At 27.9% G+C, this 15,758-nt stretch carries 19 protein-coding genes; 9 read left to right on the top strand and 10 right to left on the bottom strand.

The genetic code is table 11. From position 1 onward, the window contains the following. The first annotated feature begins 17 nt into the window (after positions 1-17). From CURT_RS02245 to gltS, 5 genes are all read left to right on the top strand, one after another. Entirely contained in the window at positions 18-221 is a 204-nt protein-coding gene (locus CURT_RS02245) for a hypothetical protein (protein ID WP_235091756.1), read from the top strand. Further along, positions 221-634 carry a type II toxin-antitoxin system death-on-curing family toxin gene (locus CURT_RS02250; RefSeq protein WP_018712311.1) on the top strand — a complete coding sequence of 138 codons (414 nt, stop codon included), beginning with the start codon at positions 221-223 and terminating at the stop codon, positions 632-634. Before CURT_RS02245 ends, CURT_RS02250 begins: the two co-directional genes overlap by 1 nt. Positions 635-692: 58 nt before the next feature. After that, entirely contained in the window at positions 693-1,442 is a 750-nt protein-coding gene (locus tag CURT_RS02255; RefSeq protein ID WP_026320269.1) for an ATP-binding protein, read from the top strand. A gap of 6 nt (positions 1,443-1,448) precedes the next feature. After that, positions 1,449-2,105, top strand: coding sequence for a 3-methyladenine DNA glycosylase (locus CURT_RS02260; protein ID WP_018712309.1), 657 nt, complete (start codon positions 1,449-1,451; stop codon positions 2,103-2,105). A gap of 291 nt (positions 2,106-2,396) precedes the next feature. Further along, positions 2,397-3,701 carry a sodium/glutamate symporter gene (gene gltS, locus CURT_RS02265; RefSeq protein ID WP_018712308.1) on the top strand — a complete coding sequence of 435 codons (1,305 nt, stop codon included), beginning with the start codon at positions 2,397-2,399 and terminating at the stop codon, positions 3,699-3,701. 38 nt (positions 3,702-3,739) lie between these two features. Here the strand turns inward: gltS and CURT_RS02270 are convergent, their stop codons facing one another. The 9 genes from CURT_RS02270 to CURT_RS02310 form a co-directional block, all read right to left on the bottom strand. Next, the gene (locus CURT_RS02270) at positions 3,740-4,537 is read right to left on the bottom strand and encodes a cysteine ABC transporter substrate-binding protein (RefSeq protein WP_018712307.1); all 798 of its coding nucleotides are present in this window, start codon (positions 4,535-4,537) and stop codon (positions 3,740-3,742) included. Positions 4,538-4,662: 125 nt separating this feature from the next. Next, positions 4,663-5,328, bottom strand: a complete 666-nt coding sequence (locus CURT_RS02275) for a DUF799 domain-containing protein (protein ID WP_018712306.1) — start codon at positions 5,326-5,328, stop codon at positions 4,663-4,665. Next, positions 5,318-5,677, bottom strand: coding sequence for a DUF4810 domain-containing protein (locus tag CURT_RS02280; RefSeq protein ID WP_237721135.1), 360 nt, complete (start codon positions 5,675-5,677; stop codon positions 5,318-5,320). Before CURT_RS02280 ends, CURT_RS02275 begins: the two co-directional genes overlap by 11 nt. Then, positions 5,677-6,339, bottom strand: coding sequence for a CsgG/HfaB family protein (locus CURT_RS02285; RefSeq protein ID WP_018712304.1), 663 nt, complete (start codon positions 6,337-6,339; stop codon positions 5,677-5,679). The genes CURT_RS02280 and CURT_RS02285 overlap by 1 nt, the downstream gene beginning before the upstream one ends. 67 nt (positions 6,340-6,406) lie before the next feature. Next, positions 6,407-7,111 (bottom strand): ATP-binding cassette domain-containing protein, encoded by a 705-nt coding sequence (locus CURT_RS02290; protein ID WP_018712303.1) that lies wholly within the window; start codon positions 7,109-7,111, stop codon positions 6,407-6,409. After that, positions 7,104-7,775 carry an ATP-binding cassette domain-containing protein gene (locus tag CURT_RS02295; protein ID WP_018712302.1) on the bottom strand — a complete coding sequence of 224 codons (672 nt, stop codon included), beginning with the start codon at positions 7,773-7,775 and terminating at the stop codon, positions 7,104-7,106. Before CURT_RS02295 ends, CURT_RS02290 begins: the two co-directional genes overlap by 8 nt. Beyond that, positions 7,772-8,551, bottom strand: a complete 780-nt coding sequence (locus CURT_RS02300; protein ID WP_018712301.1) for an ABC transporter permease — start codon at positions 8,549-8,551, stop codon at positions 7,772-7,774. Before CURT_RS02300 ends, CURT_RS02295 begins: the two co-directional genes overlap by 4 nt. Beyond that, complete coding sequence (locus CURT_RS02305; protein WP_018712300.1) at positions 8,541-9,485, bottom strand: ABC transporter permease; 945 nt, start codon at positions 9,483-9,485, stop codon at positions 8,541-8,543. The genes CURT_RS02300 and CURT_RS02305 overlap by 11 nt, the downstream gene beginning before the upstream one ends. Beyond that, entirely contained in the window at positions 9,482-11,014 is a 1,533-nt protein-coding gene (locus CURT_RS02310; protein WP_018712299.1) for an ABC transporter substrate-binding protein, read from the bottom strand. The genes CURT_RS02305 and CURT_RS02310 overlap by 4 nt, the downstream gene beginning before the upstream one ends. A 214-nt stretch (positions 11,015-11,228) precedes the next feature. On the opposite strand from CURT_RS02310, the gene CURT_RS02315 reads away from it, so the two are divergent. Genes CURT_RS02315 through CURT_RS02330 form a run of 4 tightly spaced genes read left to right on the top strand, consistent with a single transcriptional unit; the run spans position 11,229 to position 15,236 of the window. Then, the gene (locus CURT_RS02315; protein WP_237721134.1) at positions 11,229-11,780 is read left to right on the top strand and encodes a hypothetical protein; all 552 of its coding nucleotides are present in this window, start codon (positions 11,229-11,231) and stop codon (positions 11,778-11,780) included. Then, a complete protein-coding gene (locus tag CURT_RS02320; RefSeq protein WP_018712297.1) occupies positions 11,777-12,916 on the top strand; it encodes a toxic anion resistance protein in 1,140 nt (379 codons plus the stop codon). The genes CURT_RS02315 and CURT_RS02320 overlap by 4 nt, the downstream gene beginning before the upstream one ends. Before the next feature lie 2 nt (positions 12,917-12,918). Then, on the top strand, positions 12,919-14,007 hold the full coding sequence (locus CURT_RS02325) for an LVIVD repeat-containing protein (RefSeq protein ID WP_018712296.1): 1,089 nt from the start codon (positions 12,919-12,921) through the stop codon (positions 14,005-14,007). Next, positions 14,004-15,236, top strand: a complete 1,233-nt coding sequence (locus CURT_RS02330) for a hypothetical protein (RefSeq protein ID WP_018712295.1) — start codon at positions 14,004-14,006, stop codon at positions 15,234-15,236. The genes CURT_RS02325 and CURT_RS02330 overlap by 4 nt, the downstream gene beginning before the upstream one ends. Here CURT_RS02330 and CURT_RS02335 read toward each other — a convergent pair. After that, positions 15,225-15,755, bottom strand: a complete 531-nt coding sequence (locus CURT_RS02335; protein WP_018712294.1) for a hypothetical protein — start codon at positions 15,753-15,755, stop codon at positions 15,225-15,227. The genes CURT_RS02330 and CURT_RS02335 overlap by 12 nt on opposite strands. Between the last annotated feature and the right edge of the window lie 3 nt (positions 15,756-15,758).

The raw sequence follows: 15,758 nt of genomic DNA on the forward strand, positions 1-15,758 counted from the left end.
AAGGAGATAAAATGCGTATGAATTACGCCTTAAATGATGAGGATTTTTTAAACTCACTAAGTTCTTTTGACTTAGAAATAGTTGAAAAAGTTAAAAAGCTTTATTTAGAATGGTTTGATGAGCATAAATTTAGTGAAAATAGATTTGAAGAATTAAGAGCTTTTATGAGAAAAACTTTACAAAATCCCAAAAATTTAGAAATTTTTAAAAGGCTAGATTAATGAATTATTTAGACATAAAACAGGTTATAAGTTTGCATGATGATATAATGGATGAAATCGATGGTTTAAAAGGCTATAACAAAACTCAGGCAAACTATCTTGAAGCTTCACTTGAGCACATAACAAACAATGAGTATTATTTAACATTTTATGATAAATTGGCTCATTTAATTTATTCTATTATAAAATTCCATCCATTTTATAATGGCAATAAAGCAGTTGCAATTTATACTGGAATGGCCTTTATGCTTATTAATAAAAGCGATATCGCAAATAATGATTTTTTAATACATAATTTTTATGCAAAAATGGAAAATGCTACCACAAAAATAGCCAAAAATGAGATAACAAAAGATGATTTAACTCAAATTTTAATTGAAATTTTAAAAGGTACAGGTTTTGAAAAATTTTGATAGCTTAAATTTAAAAACTACAAATTTAGACAATAAAAATTTTCAAATTTCAAAAAATATAGAGTGGGAAACAACCAAAGCTGCTATTTTTAGAAAGAGCAAAAACGCTTTAAAAAAAGTTAGTGATATAGATTTTATAGATATTGATTTACTTGTTGGACTTGATAGACAAAAAGATGAAATTATAAAAAATACTAAAAATTTTTTAGACGATAAAGGTGCGAATCACGCGCTTTTATGGGGAGATATGGGTTGTGGAAAAAGTAGTCTTTGCAAGGCTGTTTTTACTATGTTTTTTAATCAAAACTTAAGAGTAATTGAAATTTCAAAGCATGATTTAGAAAGTTTGATAGATATTTTAGATGAAATTAGAGAAATTAATGAGTATAAGTTTATAATATACATTGATGATTTGAGTTTTGAAGATGGTGATTTTAGCTATAAGTTTTTAAAACCTGTATTAGAAGGAAGTATTGAGCTTCCACCAAAAAATGTCTTAATCTATGCCACTTCAAATCGAAGACACTTAGTAAATGAAAAGATGAGTAATGAAATTCACGAAAAAGAAGCTGTTAATGAAAGGCTTTCATTAGCTCAAAGATTTGGACTTCAAATAAGCTTTTACGAGGGTGGATTTAGCGAGTATTTAGATATAGTCGATAGTTATTTTAAGGGCTTTAAAGGCGATACTAGCAAACTTCATTTAAAAGCCAAGCAATTTGCAATGCTTAGAGCAAGTAGAAGTGGCAGAGTTGCAAAACAGTTTTATTTAGCTTTTAAAGATGAGTTTAAAAATGATAAAAAGTGAGATTAGATGAGTAGTAATGAGTTGTTTGAACTTTTATATAATGAAATAAATTTGAAAAATCACTTTTGGTGGCCTAATTATGGTACTTTTGAAGTAGTAGTTGGAGCAGTTTTAACCCAAAATACAAAGTGGCAAAATGTTGAAAGCTCACTTTCAAACTTAAAAAATAAGGGCGTTTTAAGTATAGAAGGAATTTTAAGCTTAGATGATGAAACTTTGGCAAATTTGATAAAGCCAAGTGGCTTTAATAATGTAAAAACCAAAAGACTTAAAAATTTATTAAGTGCTATTAATTTAGAATTTGGTGACTTTGAAAATTTTAAAGATAGTGTTGATAAAGAGTGGTTAATTTCTCAAAAAGGCATTGGGGCTGAGAGTTGTAGCGCGATTTTATGCTACGGGTGTGAGCGTGATGAGATGGTTGTTGATAACTATACGATAAAAATACTTAATTTTTTAAACTATGAGTTTGAAAGCTATCTTGAAGCTCAAGAATGGCTTTGTGGGGTGGATTTTGATATGCTTAGTAAAAAGTATGATTTTAAAAGTTTAAATGAGTTATATTGTGCATATCACGGGCTTTTTGTCGAGTTTGGAAAAGAGCATATTAAAGGGTATAAATTTTCACAACACGCTAAAAATTTACTTACAAAGCTTATGTAAAATTAATGCAAATACATTTTTAAAAATAAAAATATCAATATTGCCAATAAGCACTAAATATATAAATTTTTTATATTATAACTAAGCTATATTTGTATTTTTTTATAAAAAATATGGCATTTTGGCATATTTAAAATACTTTATAATTTAAAATCCAATTAAACATATTTACTAATTTATACGGAATTTATACAATTTATAATAAATTTTCAACTTTATATAAAAAATAAAGCTTCAAATAAAGAAAAATATGCTAAATTTCATAAATCTTATTCAAAAAAAAGGATTTGTATGGAATTTACTCAAATTTCAGATGGTGTTTTTAAAGCAAATTTTGCTTTTTTAGAAATTATTAAAAAAATAGCTGGTAGTGATATTTTTTATCGCGTAAATTTAGACTTTTATGCTACCTTGATATCGGTTTGTGCAGTGCTTTATCTAGGAGCTATCATTACTAGAAGAGTTCAATTTTTAGATAAATATAGTATTCCTATTCCAGTAACTGGTGGTCTTATCATAGCTGTAGTTTTGTTTTTAACTCAAATTTTATTTAATGTTAAAATTGGCTTTCAAGAAAGCATTAAAGACCCACTTATGCTTATGTTTTTTACCTCTGTTGGTCTTGGTGCTGATATTGCAAGTCTAAAAAAAGGTGGAAAACTTTTAGTTTTATTTGGAATTTCGGTTTGCCTGTTTTTATTCGTTCAAAATATCATTGGCGTAAGTGTCATGTCAATGATGGGAGAAAATCCTTTACTAGGACTTCTTGCTGGATCCATTACTCTAAGTGGTGGGCATGGAACCGGTGCTGCTTGGGGAGATGTATTTAGCAATGCTCCATATAATTTTATAGCTGCAAAAGAAGTTGCTATGGCAAGTGCTACTTATGGACTTATCGCAGGTGGTCTTTTGGGCGGACCAATAGCACAAAACATTATAAGAAAGTATAATCTTAAATCAAATGAAGTTGAGGTTGAGCATGATACTAGTGATGAAGTCTTTGCAGAACCACAAGTAGAAAGACTTATAACCGCTGGATCATTTGTCCAAAGTCTTGGGCTTTTTGCTCTTGCTATGTTTATAGGAACTACAATTTCTGCTCTTACAAAAGGCTCTCTTATAACTTTACCTACTTTTGTTTGGTGCTTATTTTCTGGAATTATTATAAGAAATACGCTAAGTTATGCAAATATTCATCAAGTTTTTGATAGAGAAATAGGCGTTATAGGAAATGTTAGTTTAGGCTTATTCCTAGCAATGGCAATAATGACTTTAAATTTAGTTGAGCTTACAAAACTTGCTATTCCTTTAATTGTTTTACTTGCCATTCAAACTGTTGTTATAGCAATTTATGTTAGATATGTAACATTTGGAATTTGTGGAAGAGATTATGATGCTGCTTGTTTAGTTGCTGGACATTGTGGTTTTGGTATGGGTGCAACACCAACAGCAGTAGCAAATCTTCAAGCAGTAACCTATAACTTTGGGCCATCAAGAATTGCATTTATTGTAGTTCCTATAATGGGAGGATTTTTTGTAGATATTGCAAATGCCTTAACTATTAAGTTATTTTTATTCTTACCGATGTTTGCTTAATAACTTGGTTTAACCCCTTATTTAAGGGGTTAAGTTTTTTAATCTTCAACCAAAACAGAGGCTGGATTTATACTATCACCATAAATAGGCTTTATAGTTTCATCATAGGCTTTATGAAAGAATTTCTCACTATTTAGTTTTGTAATTAGTTCATTTATCCACTCTAATAACTCTTTATTTCCTTTTTTAACAGCTGGAGCTATAACATCGTGCTCGCCAATACTTTCGATACCTACTTTAAACTCAGGATTGTTTTTAACCCATGCAAATAAAAGTGTATTATCATGAGCTAAAGCTTCTCCACGACCATCAAGCAAGGCTGCAAAAGTTTCAGTATTTTGGTCAAATTTCATAGTTTTTAAATTTTTATAGTTTTTTGTAAAATAAATATCTGCAGTTGTTCCTTTATTTAAAAGTAAAGTTTTTCCTTTTAAGTCATCAACACTTTTTATATCACCATTTTTACTAGCAACACCGATGCTTACTTTCATATATGGCTTTGCAAAGTCAACAACTCTTGCTCTATCTTTTGTTTGAGTAAAATTTGCTAAAATTACATCAACTTTATTAGCCCTTAAAAAATCAACCCTACTTGCAGCTTCAACAACTGTATATTCTACTTTATTTTCATCGCCAAAAAGTGCTTTTGACATCTGTTTTGCTAAAGCTACATCAAAACCTTGATTTTTACCATTTTCATCAATATAACCAAATGGAGGTTTATCGCCAAAAACACCTATTTTAATACTTCCACGCTCTTTTATCTCATCAAGCGAAGCAGCATTTACTAAATTTAAGGCAAAAAATATACCTAAAAATAGTTTAAAAAATTTCATATTATCTCCTTTAAAAAATTTATGATAGTATTTGATTATAGATTAAATATTTTATAAATTATAAATAAAGTTTTTAATTTTTAATAAAAAATAGTGGCAAATTTAAAAAATTTACCACTACGATACTAATCTTGAGTTAGTTGTTTATCCTGCCCATAGCTTGGTGAGCGAGGTCCTTTTAGTATGCAGTCATGACAATCAGTTGCAAAAACTGAATTTGAAGCAATTACTGACATATCATATCCACTATCGGCTATTGTATTTGCTATTTGATCAATTGCCGCAGTTATAAGCATTCCAATAAGTCCTTGATTTGCATTAGCTGAATTATTACTTACCAATGTTCTTTTATCCCAAAGAGTTTTTCCAGTTTTTAAATCAACCAATTTTACATCTGCTTCAACTGTGGTTTGACTGTTTAAAATGGCATAGCTTGTGCCGTATTTTGTGATATTTATATAAAGCACACTATCAGCACCAAAGATCTCTTGAAGCTTGTTTAAAGGAATGTTTTTGATATCATTTGCCTCATATATTCCGTTAAATTTAAAAGTATCATTTACTAAAGCTACAGGAAATACATAATATCCAGCCTCAGCCAAAGGCATAGTTGCATTTGCAAGCATTGCAGGAGAAGCTTTTATATCAACTGATTCATTTGTTGGCATTACAACTAAAATTGATTTTGGTTTTGATTCCAAAAATGCCGAGTAGTCATAAATTTCAGGCTTTTTAGCACAACCTATAAAAATAAAAGATAATATCAAAGTTATAAAAATGCTATTTTTCATCTTTTTTACCTTTGTTTGATTTTTTCAAAAACTCAATGTAGGCTTTTGATTCAGGATAGAGCTGTGCTTCTTTATCAAGGTAGCTAATAAACTTACCGTGATTTCCCAAATTTGAGTATAAAAGCCCAAGATGAGCATAAATTCCTGGTGCAACTGGTCTGTTTCGTTTGTAAGACTTTTGGATTAGATTTTCCAAATTTGCAATTTGCTCGTTTATATCGCCATCTTGGTTTATATACTCATAAACTGATTTTGCGTAAGTTCCATCCCAGCAGTAGATATTGCTTTGTTTTTTAGCGCCACAACCTACAAAAAGCAGGGCTAATAAACCTACTAAAAAATACTTCATTATTTTATTTTCCATTCGCCGCTATCTATCGCACTTGCAAGGTTATTTACAGCTTCATTAATTGACAGACTTAAAACTTTTCCATTTAGTGTTGAGTCATATCCAGCAGTTCCGCCAAAGCCAATAACTTCTCTATTTGATAGCTCAAACTCTCCTGCGCCTTGAGCTGAAAAAACAACTTCCGAAGTGCTTACATCAACGACATTTAAATTTACTTTTGAGTAGGCAACTTGTGTTTTTCCTCTACCCAAAATCCCAAATAGCTGATGATCACCATGAGTTTTTCTACCAAACTCAACAACATCGCCTGTTATTACATATCTTGCGCCTTTTAAGTTTTGAGCTTTTTTGCTAATTGCGCTTTCTTCTTTCATCGCTCTTAAATTTGTTCTATCCAAAACCGCAAATCTACCAGTTTGTTGCAAACTAGTTATTAGGATAGTTTGAGCTTGGTTGCCAAGTCTATCTTCACCGTCGCTAAAAACTCCATTATTATAAGAGCTCTGATTTGAAAATCTGCCTATAGAAACAGAAACTTTTTGGCCGCTATAATTTGTATTTGCAATGGCAACTTTTGGAACGTTTATTGCTCTTTGGCTCTCACTTGCGCATCCGCACAAAAAAACAACTCCAATAAGAGCTGTAAAAATTAAATTTTTCATCTATTCTCCTAGTGTTAAAATTTAGTTTCATTTTATCTTTTTTGGCTTATTACAGCTTTAAAATTTTTTAATCTTGGCTAAATTTATCCAAAATTTCACTATTTTTAAGTTCGCTAAATTTGCCAAAAAATACTATTTTTCCTTTTTCTAAAATAAGGACATTTTTTGAAATTTCTTTTGCAGCTTCTAAATCGTGTGTTATAAAAATAATGCTTTGTTTTAATTTTTTTAAAACATTTAAGACTGAGTTTTTGTTTTCCTCATCAAGCCCAGCGGTTATTTCATCGCAAATTAAAATATCAGGCTTAATCAAAAGAGCTTTTAAAATGCCTATTCTACTTGCCTCGCCACCGCTAATTTCGTGAGGAAATTTTTGTAATATTTCTTGATTTAAATTTAAAGTTTCAAACAAATTTTTTACATCGCTACCCGTAAATTTTAAATGCAAGTATTTTTTTAGTAAATTTATACCTGTTTTTATCCTTAGTATCGGATTTAGGCAAAGTTTTTGAGTTTGCATGATGAGTGAAATTTTTTTATTTAAATTTCTATTTTCTCCATTTAGTAAAATTTTGCCATTTGTTGGCTTTTCTACTGCACTTAGCAAATTTGCTAATGTGCTTTTTCCACTTCCACTAACGCCTAAAATTGCTAGATTATCTCCATCTTCAAGGCTGAAATTTATATCATATAGGACTTGAATTTTTTCTGTTTTTTTGTTTATATGCTCTTTAAAATCATAAAATTTATCAACATTTTTAACTTCAAGCATTTTTTAAAACTCCATTTTGCATCGTATAAAACTCATCTGCTACTGCATTTGCCACATTTTTTTGATGAGTTATAAATAAAATTTGAAGCTCGTCTTTAAGAGAGTTTATGATTTTTACTATGCTTTTTTGATTTTGTGCATCAAGGCTTGCTGTTATTTCATCGCAAATCAAAACTTTTGGTTTTAGACAAAGTGCTATTGCAATTTGCACTCTACTTGCTTCACCACCGCTTAATTCATACGGAAATTTATGCCAAAGCAAATTTAAATCATCAAATAAAAGCTTTTCAAGAATTTCAAAAGCCTCTTTTTTAGGCTCGCTTATGCGGTCTTTAAGATATAGATTAAAATTATCTCCAACATTTAAAAGTGGATGAAAACTTGCCTTTGCATTTTGAAAAACAAGAGCACAAATTTTACTTCTAAACTCTCTTAGTTTTTCGCCATCTAAGGATAAAATATCATTTTGAAAAACACTAAATTTATCTGCACTTAGCTTAAATTCATCATCAAAAAGCTTAATAAAACTTTTTGCAAACATTGACTTTCCAGCTCCACTTTCGCCCATTATACAAACGCAGCCATTTTTTTGCATTGCAAAATCAATATTTTTTAAAATTTTCACTTTTTTATAAAAAAGATTTAAATTTGAAATTTCAATCATATCTTTATGCCTTTGTCATCTGGCGTTATGGAAACTATGCAAAAAATTAGTAAAAATAGCATAAATCCAGGAAAAAATGCAACCCACCAAGCTCCCATAAAAAGAGCATTTGTGCTTTCATTTATCATTAGTCCCAAACTTATCATATTTAAATCCCCAGCCATTCCAAAAAAACTAAGTGTGGCTTCGTGTGAAATCGCATGAGCTGAGTTTATGGCAAAAAGCGATAAGAAAAGTCCCTTTAAATTTGGCAATACTTCATAAAATAAAACCTTAAATTTACTAGCTCCAAAACTCATTGATTGAATTATAAATGGTGATTGGTAAAGTAAGTTTATGCGACCTATAAAAACTTTTGCTGAACTCATCCATGAAAAAAGTGAAATTACTAAAATTATACTTATAATCCCACCGCCAGTAATTGAGGCAAAAGTTAGGATAAATAAAATATTTGGTATGCTTAAAAACGCATCAATTCCACTTTGCAAACTATTTTGTAAAGGTTTTATAATACTAAGTGAAGCGTATAAAAATGCAATTATTGTTGCGATAAATCCGGCAATTGTTCCTATTATAAGTGAGTTTTTAAGTCCATAAAGTGTTCTTGAAAAAATATCTCGCCCTAAAAAATCACTTCCAAAAAAATGAGTTGAATTAGGCGCTAAATTTGTGTTAGAAAAATCACTTAAATTTGGATTAAAAGGTGCTATAAAGCTTGAAAAAACAGCTAAAATTACTAAAATTATAGTAATAAAGAGTATGATTTTATTTCGCATAGTTTCTCTTATCAATTAAAATTGATATAATTTCAGCCGCTAAATTTGCCAAAATTACAAAAATAGCACTTAGTAAAATAGCTGCAAGTACGACAGGATAGTCTTTTGCTATTATTGATTTAAGTGCTAATTCTCCAATGCCAGGATATGAAAACACACTTTCTATGACATAACTTCCTGCAAAAACACCACCTATCATAGTCCCAAAATAGCGCACAATATCACTCATTGAGCCAAACAGTGCAAGACGGTAAATTTGAATATTTTTTATCCCTCTTGCATAAAGAGTTTGGATAAAGTCTGTGTTTAGATTTGAAATTATAATATCTCTTATAAATTTAACACTTGTAGCAAGATGTGGTAAAACAATCGCAAAAATAGGTAAAATAACATGTTTTAGGCTAATTCCACTAACGCCAAGATAATTAGCTCCTGAGCTTGGAAGAAGACCTAAAGCTATACTAAAAACATAGATAAATATTAGACCTAACCAAAAATTTGGCATACACATTAAAGAAAAAGTTGTTAAATTTATAAAAGTATCGATAAATTTATTTTTAAAAACAGCGCTTATTAGTCCTAAAATAAGCGAAAATACAAATATAAAAAATGATGCAAAAATTAATAAAACAGTGCTATTTATAAGCCTTGTTTTAAACATTTCGTAGATATCTTCACCACTTACAAAACTTTTTCCAAAGTTTAAATTTAAAGCATTTTTAAGCCAAGAAAAATACTGCGTAATAAGACTTTTATCTAGTCCTAAATTTGCTAAAATTTGATTTTTCATAGCTTGAGACATAGCTTCAGGACGTGAAAACATCGCACTTGTTACATCACCTGGCAAAAAATAAAGCAGTGAAAAAACTAAAAATGATAAAATAAAAAGCAACCCAATGCTATAGGCTGCTTTTTTTAGAATTAAACTTATCAATTTTTAAAGTTCCACTCTTCTAAATTCCATAAAAATCCTGCACCGTGGTGGCCTAAAATTTGTGTTTTTATGCCAGTTAAATTTTTATTATATGCTAGATTGTAGTCTAGATATGCGATAAAAATATAAGGAGGATTTTCATAAAGTGCATCTAAAAACTCTTTATAATAAGCTTTTCTTTCTTCTAAATCCCCAGTGCTTCTTGCTTTTTTAAGAGCTTCATCTACTTTTGCATCTTTGTAGTGGCTATAGTTCCAGCCATTTTCATTTATATCGCTGTCTGCAAAGCCTCCAAAAATTCTATATGTATGAAAGTCAGAATCAAACGGACTTCCCCAACCAATTAAAAAGCTATCAACTTTGCTTATTTTAAATGCAGTTTTTGGCTTTGCAAAAGCTTTTGCATCAACGCCGTATTTGTTTAGTTCAGAGCTTATAACTTTTGACATAGCAACTCTTAAAGGATCTGAATTAAAGCTGTAAATTTCAAAACTTAAAGTTTTGCCATCTTTTTCATAAATGCCTTTTTTGTTCTTTTTCCAGCCAGCTTTTGTTAAAATTTCATCACCTTTTTTAGGGTTAAACTCATAAACTTTATCACTTTTTATAAAATTTTCAATAGGGTTGTTTGCTACGCTTCCGTGAGTGTGAAGTAGTGTTTTTACCATATCATTTTTATCTATAAAATAATTTAGTGCAACTCTAACATCTCTATCTTTTAAAACTTCATTATTATAATTAAACATTAAAGCTCTATAATCAGCACTTTTAAACTTTAAGATATTTAAATTTTTGCTATTTTTAGCCATTTGGACACCGCTAAAATCAATTAGTCCAGCATCAAGCTCACCGCTTTTAAGTTGCATTAACCTAACATTTGCATCAGGAACTACTTTTAAAAATACTTTTTTAATTTTTGGAGTGCCTTTATAAAATTTATCATTTGCTACAAATTCTATGCTTTCGCCTTTTTTCCAATTTACAAATTTATAAGGTCCTGTTCCGATAGGATTATCGTTAAATTGATAAGTTGCTATATCTTTGCCTTCTAGTAAGTGTTTAGGAAGCATACCAAAGCTTAGCGCATCTAAAAATGGTGGAAAAGGTGTATCAAGTGTAACTTTTATCTTATAATCACCCAAAATCTCAACATCTTTTACCATTTCATAGTTTGAAATAGCAGGTGCATTTAGTTTTTTATCTTTTGCGCTTTCTATTGTAAATTTAACATCTTGGGCGGTAAATTTAACTCCATCATGCCAGTAAGCATCATCTCTTAGATTAAATGTATAAGTTAGCCCATCTTTGCTTACTTCCCAACTTTTTGCAAGATCAGGAGTTACTTTTGTATTTTCATCGTGTTTTGTAAGACCTGAAAAAAGTAGGCTTAAAGCTGGATCGTGATCCTCATCGTATAAAGGATTTAAACGGCTTGATTCGTTTTCAATCCCAACAACTAAAACATCTTTTGCTAAAGCAAAATTTAAAACAAAAGATATTAGTAAAAACAGCTTAAAAATATTCTTCATTTCATATCCTTTTTAAAAAATTACGACTATTATAATATTTTAAAAGTAAAAGTATTATTAAAAAAAAGATAAAAATTTGCTATAATTTCATTTATGATTTATTAGGAGTGATATGTTTAATATAATTTTATATTTTTTAAGAAAAAACCAAATTTTCTTTTATACATTTTTGCTACTTTTTTTGCTTTTTTATAGCTATTTTTTAGGCTTTATTATGTTTGATATATCTGATGATTTTTTAAAAGATCTATTTTTTATTTTAATTACTTTTCTTATTTTTTGGATTTTAGCTTTTTATTTTAGTTTTTATAAAAAAAGACAAAATTACACCTTAGGCTATGAAAAAGAGAAATTTGAGTTTTTTAAAGATGCAATTATAAATGAATACTCACTAAAAGAAAATAAAAATATATTTGAAAAAATAGAGTCTATAAAAGAATTTATAAATAGATATTTTCATAAAGAAAGTTTGCTAACTTTTAAGGTTTTAAAGCTTGTTAATAAAACTTTAAGCGTTTATGTGAATAATTTAAAGCAAGAAAAAATGGTTCAAAAAGCCTTATCATCGACTTCAAATTTAGAAAAAATTGAGATTTTAAATTTAAAAATCAAAAATTTACAAGAACAAAATAGCTCTCTTTTGAATATTTTAGATGATTATATCGTAGAACTTGGAAGTAAAAGTTTTAACGATAAAGAGGTTGTTTTGCTGGAGTATGAGTTAAAAAATACAATAGAGCTTTTAAAAAACAGGGAGAAAAAATGAATGACTTAGTAATTTCATTAAAAAATCAAAAAATTGATTATGAAAATTTGGTATTTGAAGATAAAATAGATGAAAAATTAGAAGATGAAATTTTAGATAAAACAGTTGAGCTATTAAAAAAATTAACAAATAAAAGCGAAGATGAGATAAGAGATATTTTAAATATCATAACAAGCGATGAGATAGATAAGCTTGAAAGCTCATCTGTTTTGCTCTCAAACAGCCTTCTTAGCCTTGAAAAAATAGAAAACAATAAAACAAACTCAATAAGTAAGGAAATTTTAAGGCTAAATGATGAGTTTGAGAAAATCAATCCAAATAATTATAATTTTAAAGAAAATAAATTCTTATCATTTTTACCTTTTATAACAAAGCCAATTAATAGATATTTAAGCAAATTTAAAAGCGTTAAAGAAAGCATTAGTAGTATTATTTCAAATTTAGAAAATTCTCAAAAGCTTTTAAAAGAGGATAATCTAGCATTAATAAATGATAAAAAACAATATAGCGAAATTGCTATTTCGCTTCAAAGAAAAAGCATAGTTTTTAAAACCTTAATGCAGTATTTAGAGAAAAATTTGTCAAATTTACAAAGCGATAAAAAAGAGTTTTACGAAAAAAGTATAATTTTAAATTTAAATAAAAAACTAAGAAGTATTTATGAAATTTTAGCCGTTACAAGGCAAGGAATTTTTTCAACCAATCTTTTAATAAATACAAACGAAGAGTTAATAGAAAATATAACTAATGTCAAAGTTGTAACAAAAAGAGCTATTGAGATTGGTGTTTCTATGGCGGTTTGTTTAGAAAATCAAAAAAATGTTATAAATGCTGTAAATGAAACTAAAAAATTTGCAAATGAGATCATTTTACAAAACTCAAACAAAATGAAAGACCAAAGCCTAGAAATCAGCCAAATATCTGGGTCTTCAACGCTTGGTTTAGAAGTTTTAAAAGCCTCTTTTGAAAATATAAAAGAAGCTATAAATACTATGAATTTAGCAAAAGAACAAAATCTAAACAAACTTAGAGATGAGATTAAAACATTTGAAGAATTAACAAAAGATTTTGAAGAAAAAATCCAAAAACAAGAAAAAGAAAATGAGCTAAAAGAAAAATTTAAAATAGGAAATTAAAAATGCAAAATCCAAATAATGGCTTAAAAAAGAGAAGTATTTTTTTAATCTTTTTAATCATTATAATAGTTCCATTAATTTTTATGATTTTAAAATATGATAAAAATGAAGAAAAATTAGTAAAAGTTCAAAAAAAAGAGATAGTTTTTGACGGAAGTGATGAGCAAATTTACAGAAAAGATTTTAAATCAAGTGTAAAAATTCCTTTTGAAGTGCGTAAAATGATTATTTCACACGATAAAACAAAGCTTTTTGCTTTGGGGCATGATAGAGACGGTTTTGCTGTTGTTGACATCTCTAAACTAAGTAATTTAAAAATAGAAAAAATTTATTATTATCCAAAGGCAAAATATAGCGTTGAAGATACAGACATGAAAGAAAGCAAAGATGGTAAATTTTTGTATCTTGTAAGCCCAAATTTAGGGGTTTTAAAATTTAATGCAAAAACTTATGAAATTGTTGGAAAATTTAGTGAAAAATTCATCTCAAAAATAACTTTGCTTGATGATATTGCATTTTTAAAGCATAAAGATGGACTTTTTAGTTTAAATTTAAAAACTATGGAAAAAATAGGAGAGTTTAAAACTTGCCAAAGTTATAATTTTATTGAAAAAGGCGATATTTTAGTTTTTGATAAAAATACTGCTTATATGAGTGATTTTTGTGGGCTTCATATTTTAGATATTAAAAATCCAGACAAAATAAAAGAAATTTCAGTTGCTAAAGATAAAATAAATCCATCAATATCTTTAAAGCTCTCACAAGATAAAAAAACTTTGTTTGAAAATAGTCTTGATGGTATTAATAAATATGATTTAAGCAATCCTTTAAAACCTTTATTTTTGGATGAATATGTTACAAATGCTAGAGTTTATAATTTTCATTTAAGCAGAGGACTGATTTTGGCTAATAGAAACAAAGATGTAAAAGATGATGTTTTGGTGCCAGGACTTGATTTGTTAAATAGTGATTTTGTGGTCATAAAAAGTTATTTTATGCCAGAGGCAAGAGTTGTTGATGGAGTTATCTTAAATGATGAAATTATTTTTAAAATAGATGTTGGTTTTGATGCTTTTATAGGCACGATATGAAAAAATTCAAAAATAAATTTATATTTTTTATAATTTTAATTTTAATTTTTACACCTTTTTTAGTAAAAAAAATAGCAAATTTTCAAAATAAGCAAGATTTTAGTAAAAATACAACTTTTGTTGATGAAAATAATAGTGAATTTATCTATAAGCAAAAATTTGAAAATAAAACTGCAATCTGGAATAGGGAGTTTTCAAAAAATGGGTTTGGCTACATATATCAAATTTCTAAAATAAATAATAATTATTTGTTTGTTGGTGAAAAAGAAAATAAAGGTTATGCTACTTTGTTAGATAAAAATGGATTAGAAATTCATCAGTTTAATTTTAGAAGTCATGGGCGTTCTTATGGGTGCTTGATGAGTGATTTTTTAATTTTAGGTGGAGATAACGAGGCGTTTTTAATAGATAGAAAAACTTATAAAAAGATTAAAAAATTTGAAAATTTTGACAAAGCTATCTGTTATGATGATTTTTTGATAGCAACTGATAAGAAAAATAGGCTTTATAAAATATCGCAAAATGGAAAAATAATTTGGGATAAGAAAGTTACAAAAAAGGATAATTTTGAGACGGTTTATACTTACTATGCAAATTCAGACTCTCCAAGACAAAATCGCATAATAAAAAATGAAATTTCGCATTTAAAAAAGCTTACAAAAAATAGTTTTTTAATAGTGCTTAATTATAAAAATTTACTTGAAATGAACTTTGATGGCAATGTTAGAAGCGAGCAAAATATTAATTATAGCTTTGAAGATGCGATGAAAATAGATAGTGATTTATTTATTTTAGCGTCAAATAACGATAAGCTTTATTTATTAAAAAATACAAAATTACAAAATGAGTTATTTGAAGATTTCATATTTTCAAGCCATTTAGTTAAATTTAAAGATGGTTTTATAACTGCTACTATGTCAAAAAATGGCGATAGAAATACACTATTTGTAATTTATTTTAACAAAAATGGAAAATTGATTAATAAAACTATACTTGACGATGAGGTAAGCCATAAGCAAAATTTAAATATATTTTCTATGCAAAATGAGGCTTTTTTAACTGGAAATCTTAACTATACCATAAAACTCCCACCTCAAAAAATAAAAGACAAAATAATTTCATTTAAAGAGTATAAAAGCGAGGCTTTTATTTTTAAAATAGATGAGAATTTTCTAATAAATAGTGAAAATTCTAATAAATTTCCAAAAGACAACCTTTTAAATTTGTAGTTTTGTTTTAAAAAATTTATTCCACGCAAAAATAAGATATAAAAATAAAATTGCCTTTAAAGTTATAAATAAAATGTAGTTTTTATCCATAAAGATGGCAGTTAATGATATTATGGCATAAAAAACGGAGAAGTATTTAAAGTCTAAAACAGAGCTTATTTTTGAAATTTCATCATAAATTTTATAAAAAACAAAAAAACCTAAAAAAGGCAAGATTATAACAATAACACAAAGCCAAATGTTTGGTTGTTCTGATATAAAAACCATCGCTGCAATAATGGAAAAGGCGATGTATAGAAAAATAAGAATTTTCAAATTTCTTATAAGATTGTTTTTTAAAAAGCTGAATGATTTTAGAGTTTTATGCATAAAAACAAAACCAGAGATTTGCATTGTAAGTATTGTGTAAGAGTTATCTAAAAACTCAAATAAGCCAAGATATCTAAAAAACCTTAAAATTTCAGCTGCGGCAAAAAATAAAACATAAGAATAAGCGTTGATTTTTAAATTTTCTACCATTTT

This window comes from Campylobacter ureolyticus (assembly GCF_013372225.1).
Classification (GTDB): Bacteria; Campylobacterota; Campylobacteria; order Campylobacterales; family Campylobacteraceae; genus Campylobacter_B; species Campylobacter_B ureolyticus.

Excerpts from the sequence above, each read along its gene's own strand:
- CURT_RS02245 (WP_235091756.1), top strand. The coding sequence starts at position 18 with ATGAATTACGCCTTAAATGATGAGGATTTTTTAAACTCACTAAGTTCT.
- CURT_RS02250 (WP_018712311.1), top strand. The coding sequence starts at position 221 with ATGAATTATTTAGACATAAAACAGGTTATAAGTTTGCATGATGATATA.
- CURT_RS02260 (WP_018712309.1), top strand. The coding sequence starts at position 1,449 with ATGAGTAGTAATGAGTTGTTTGAACTTTTATATAATGAAATAAATTTG.
- gltS (WP_018712308.1), top strand. The coding sequence starts at position 2,397 with ATGGAATTTACTCAAATTTCAGATGGTGTTTTTAAAGCAAATTTTGCT.
- CURT_RS02270 (WP_018712307.1), bottom strand. The coding sequence starts at position 4,537 with ATGAAATTTTTTAAACTATTTTTAGGTATATTTTTTGCCTTAAATTTA.
- CURT_RS02275 (WP_018712306.1), bottom strand. The coding sequence starts at position 5,328 with ATGAAAAATAGCATTTTTATAACTTTGATATTATCTTTTATTTTTATA.
- CURT_RS02280 (WP_237721135.1), bottom strand. The coding sequence starts at position 5,677 with ATGAAGTATTTTTTAGTAGGTTTATTAGCCCTGCTTTTTGTAGGTTGT.
- CURT_RS02285 (WP_018712304.1), bottom strand. The coding sequence starts at position 6,339 with ATGAAAAATTTAATTTTTACAGCTCTTATTGGAGTTGTTTTTTTGTGC.
- CURT_RS02290 (WP_018712303.1), bottom strand. The coding sequence starts at position 7,111 with ATGCTTGAAGTTAAAAATGTTGATAAATTTTATGATTTTAAAGAGCAT.
- CURT_RS02295 (WP_018712302.1), bottom strand. The coding sequence starts at position 7,775 with ATGATTGAAATTTCAAATTTAAATCTTTTTTATAAAAAAGTGAAAATT.
- CURT_RS02300 (WP_018712301.1), bottom strand. The coding sequence starts at position 8,551 with ATGCGAAATAAAATCATACTCTTTATTACTATAATTTTAGTAATTTTA.
- CURT_RS02310 (WP_018712299.1), bottom strand. The coding sequence starts at position 11,014 with ATGAAGAATATTTTTAAGCTGTTTTTACTAATATCTTTTGTTTTAAAT.
- CURT_RS02315 (WP_237721134.1), top strand. The coding sequence starts at position 11,229 with ATGTTTGATATATCTGATGATTTTTTAAAAGATCTATTTTTTATTTTA.
- CURT_RS02320 (WP_018712297.1), top strand. The coding sequence starts at position 11,777 with ATGAATGACTTAGTAATTTCATTAAAAAATCAAAAAATTGATTATGAA.
- CURT_RS02325 (WP_018712296.1), top strand. The coding sequence starts at position 12,919 with ATGCAAAATCCAAATAATGGCTTAAAAAAGAGAAGTATTTTTTTAATC.
- CURT_RS02330 (WP_018712295.1), top strand. The coding sequence starts at position 14,004 with ATGAAAAAATTCAAAAATAAATTTATATTTTTTATAATTTTAATTTTA.
- CURT_RS02335 (WP_018712294.1), bottom strand. The coding sequence starts at position 15,755 with ATGGTAGAAAATTTAAAAATCAACGCTTATTCTTATGTTTTATTTTTT.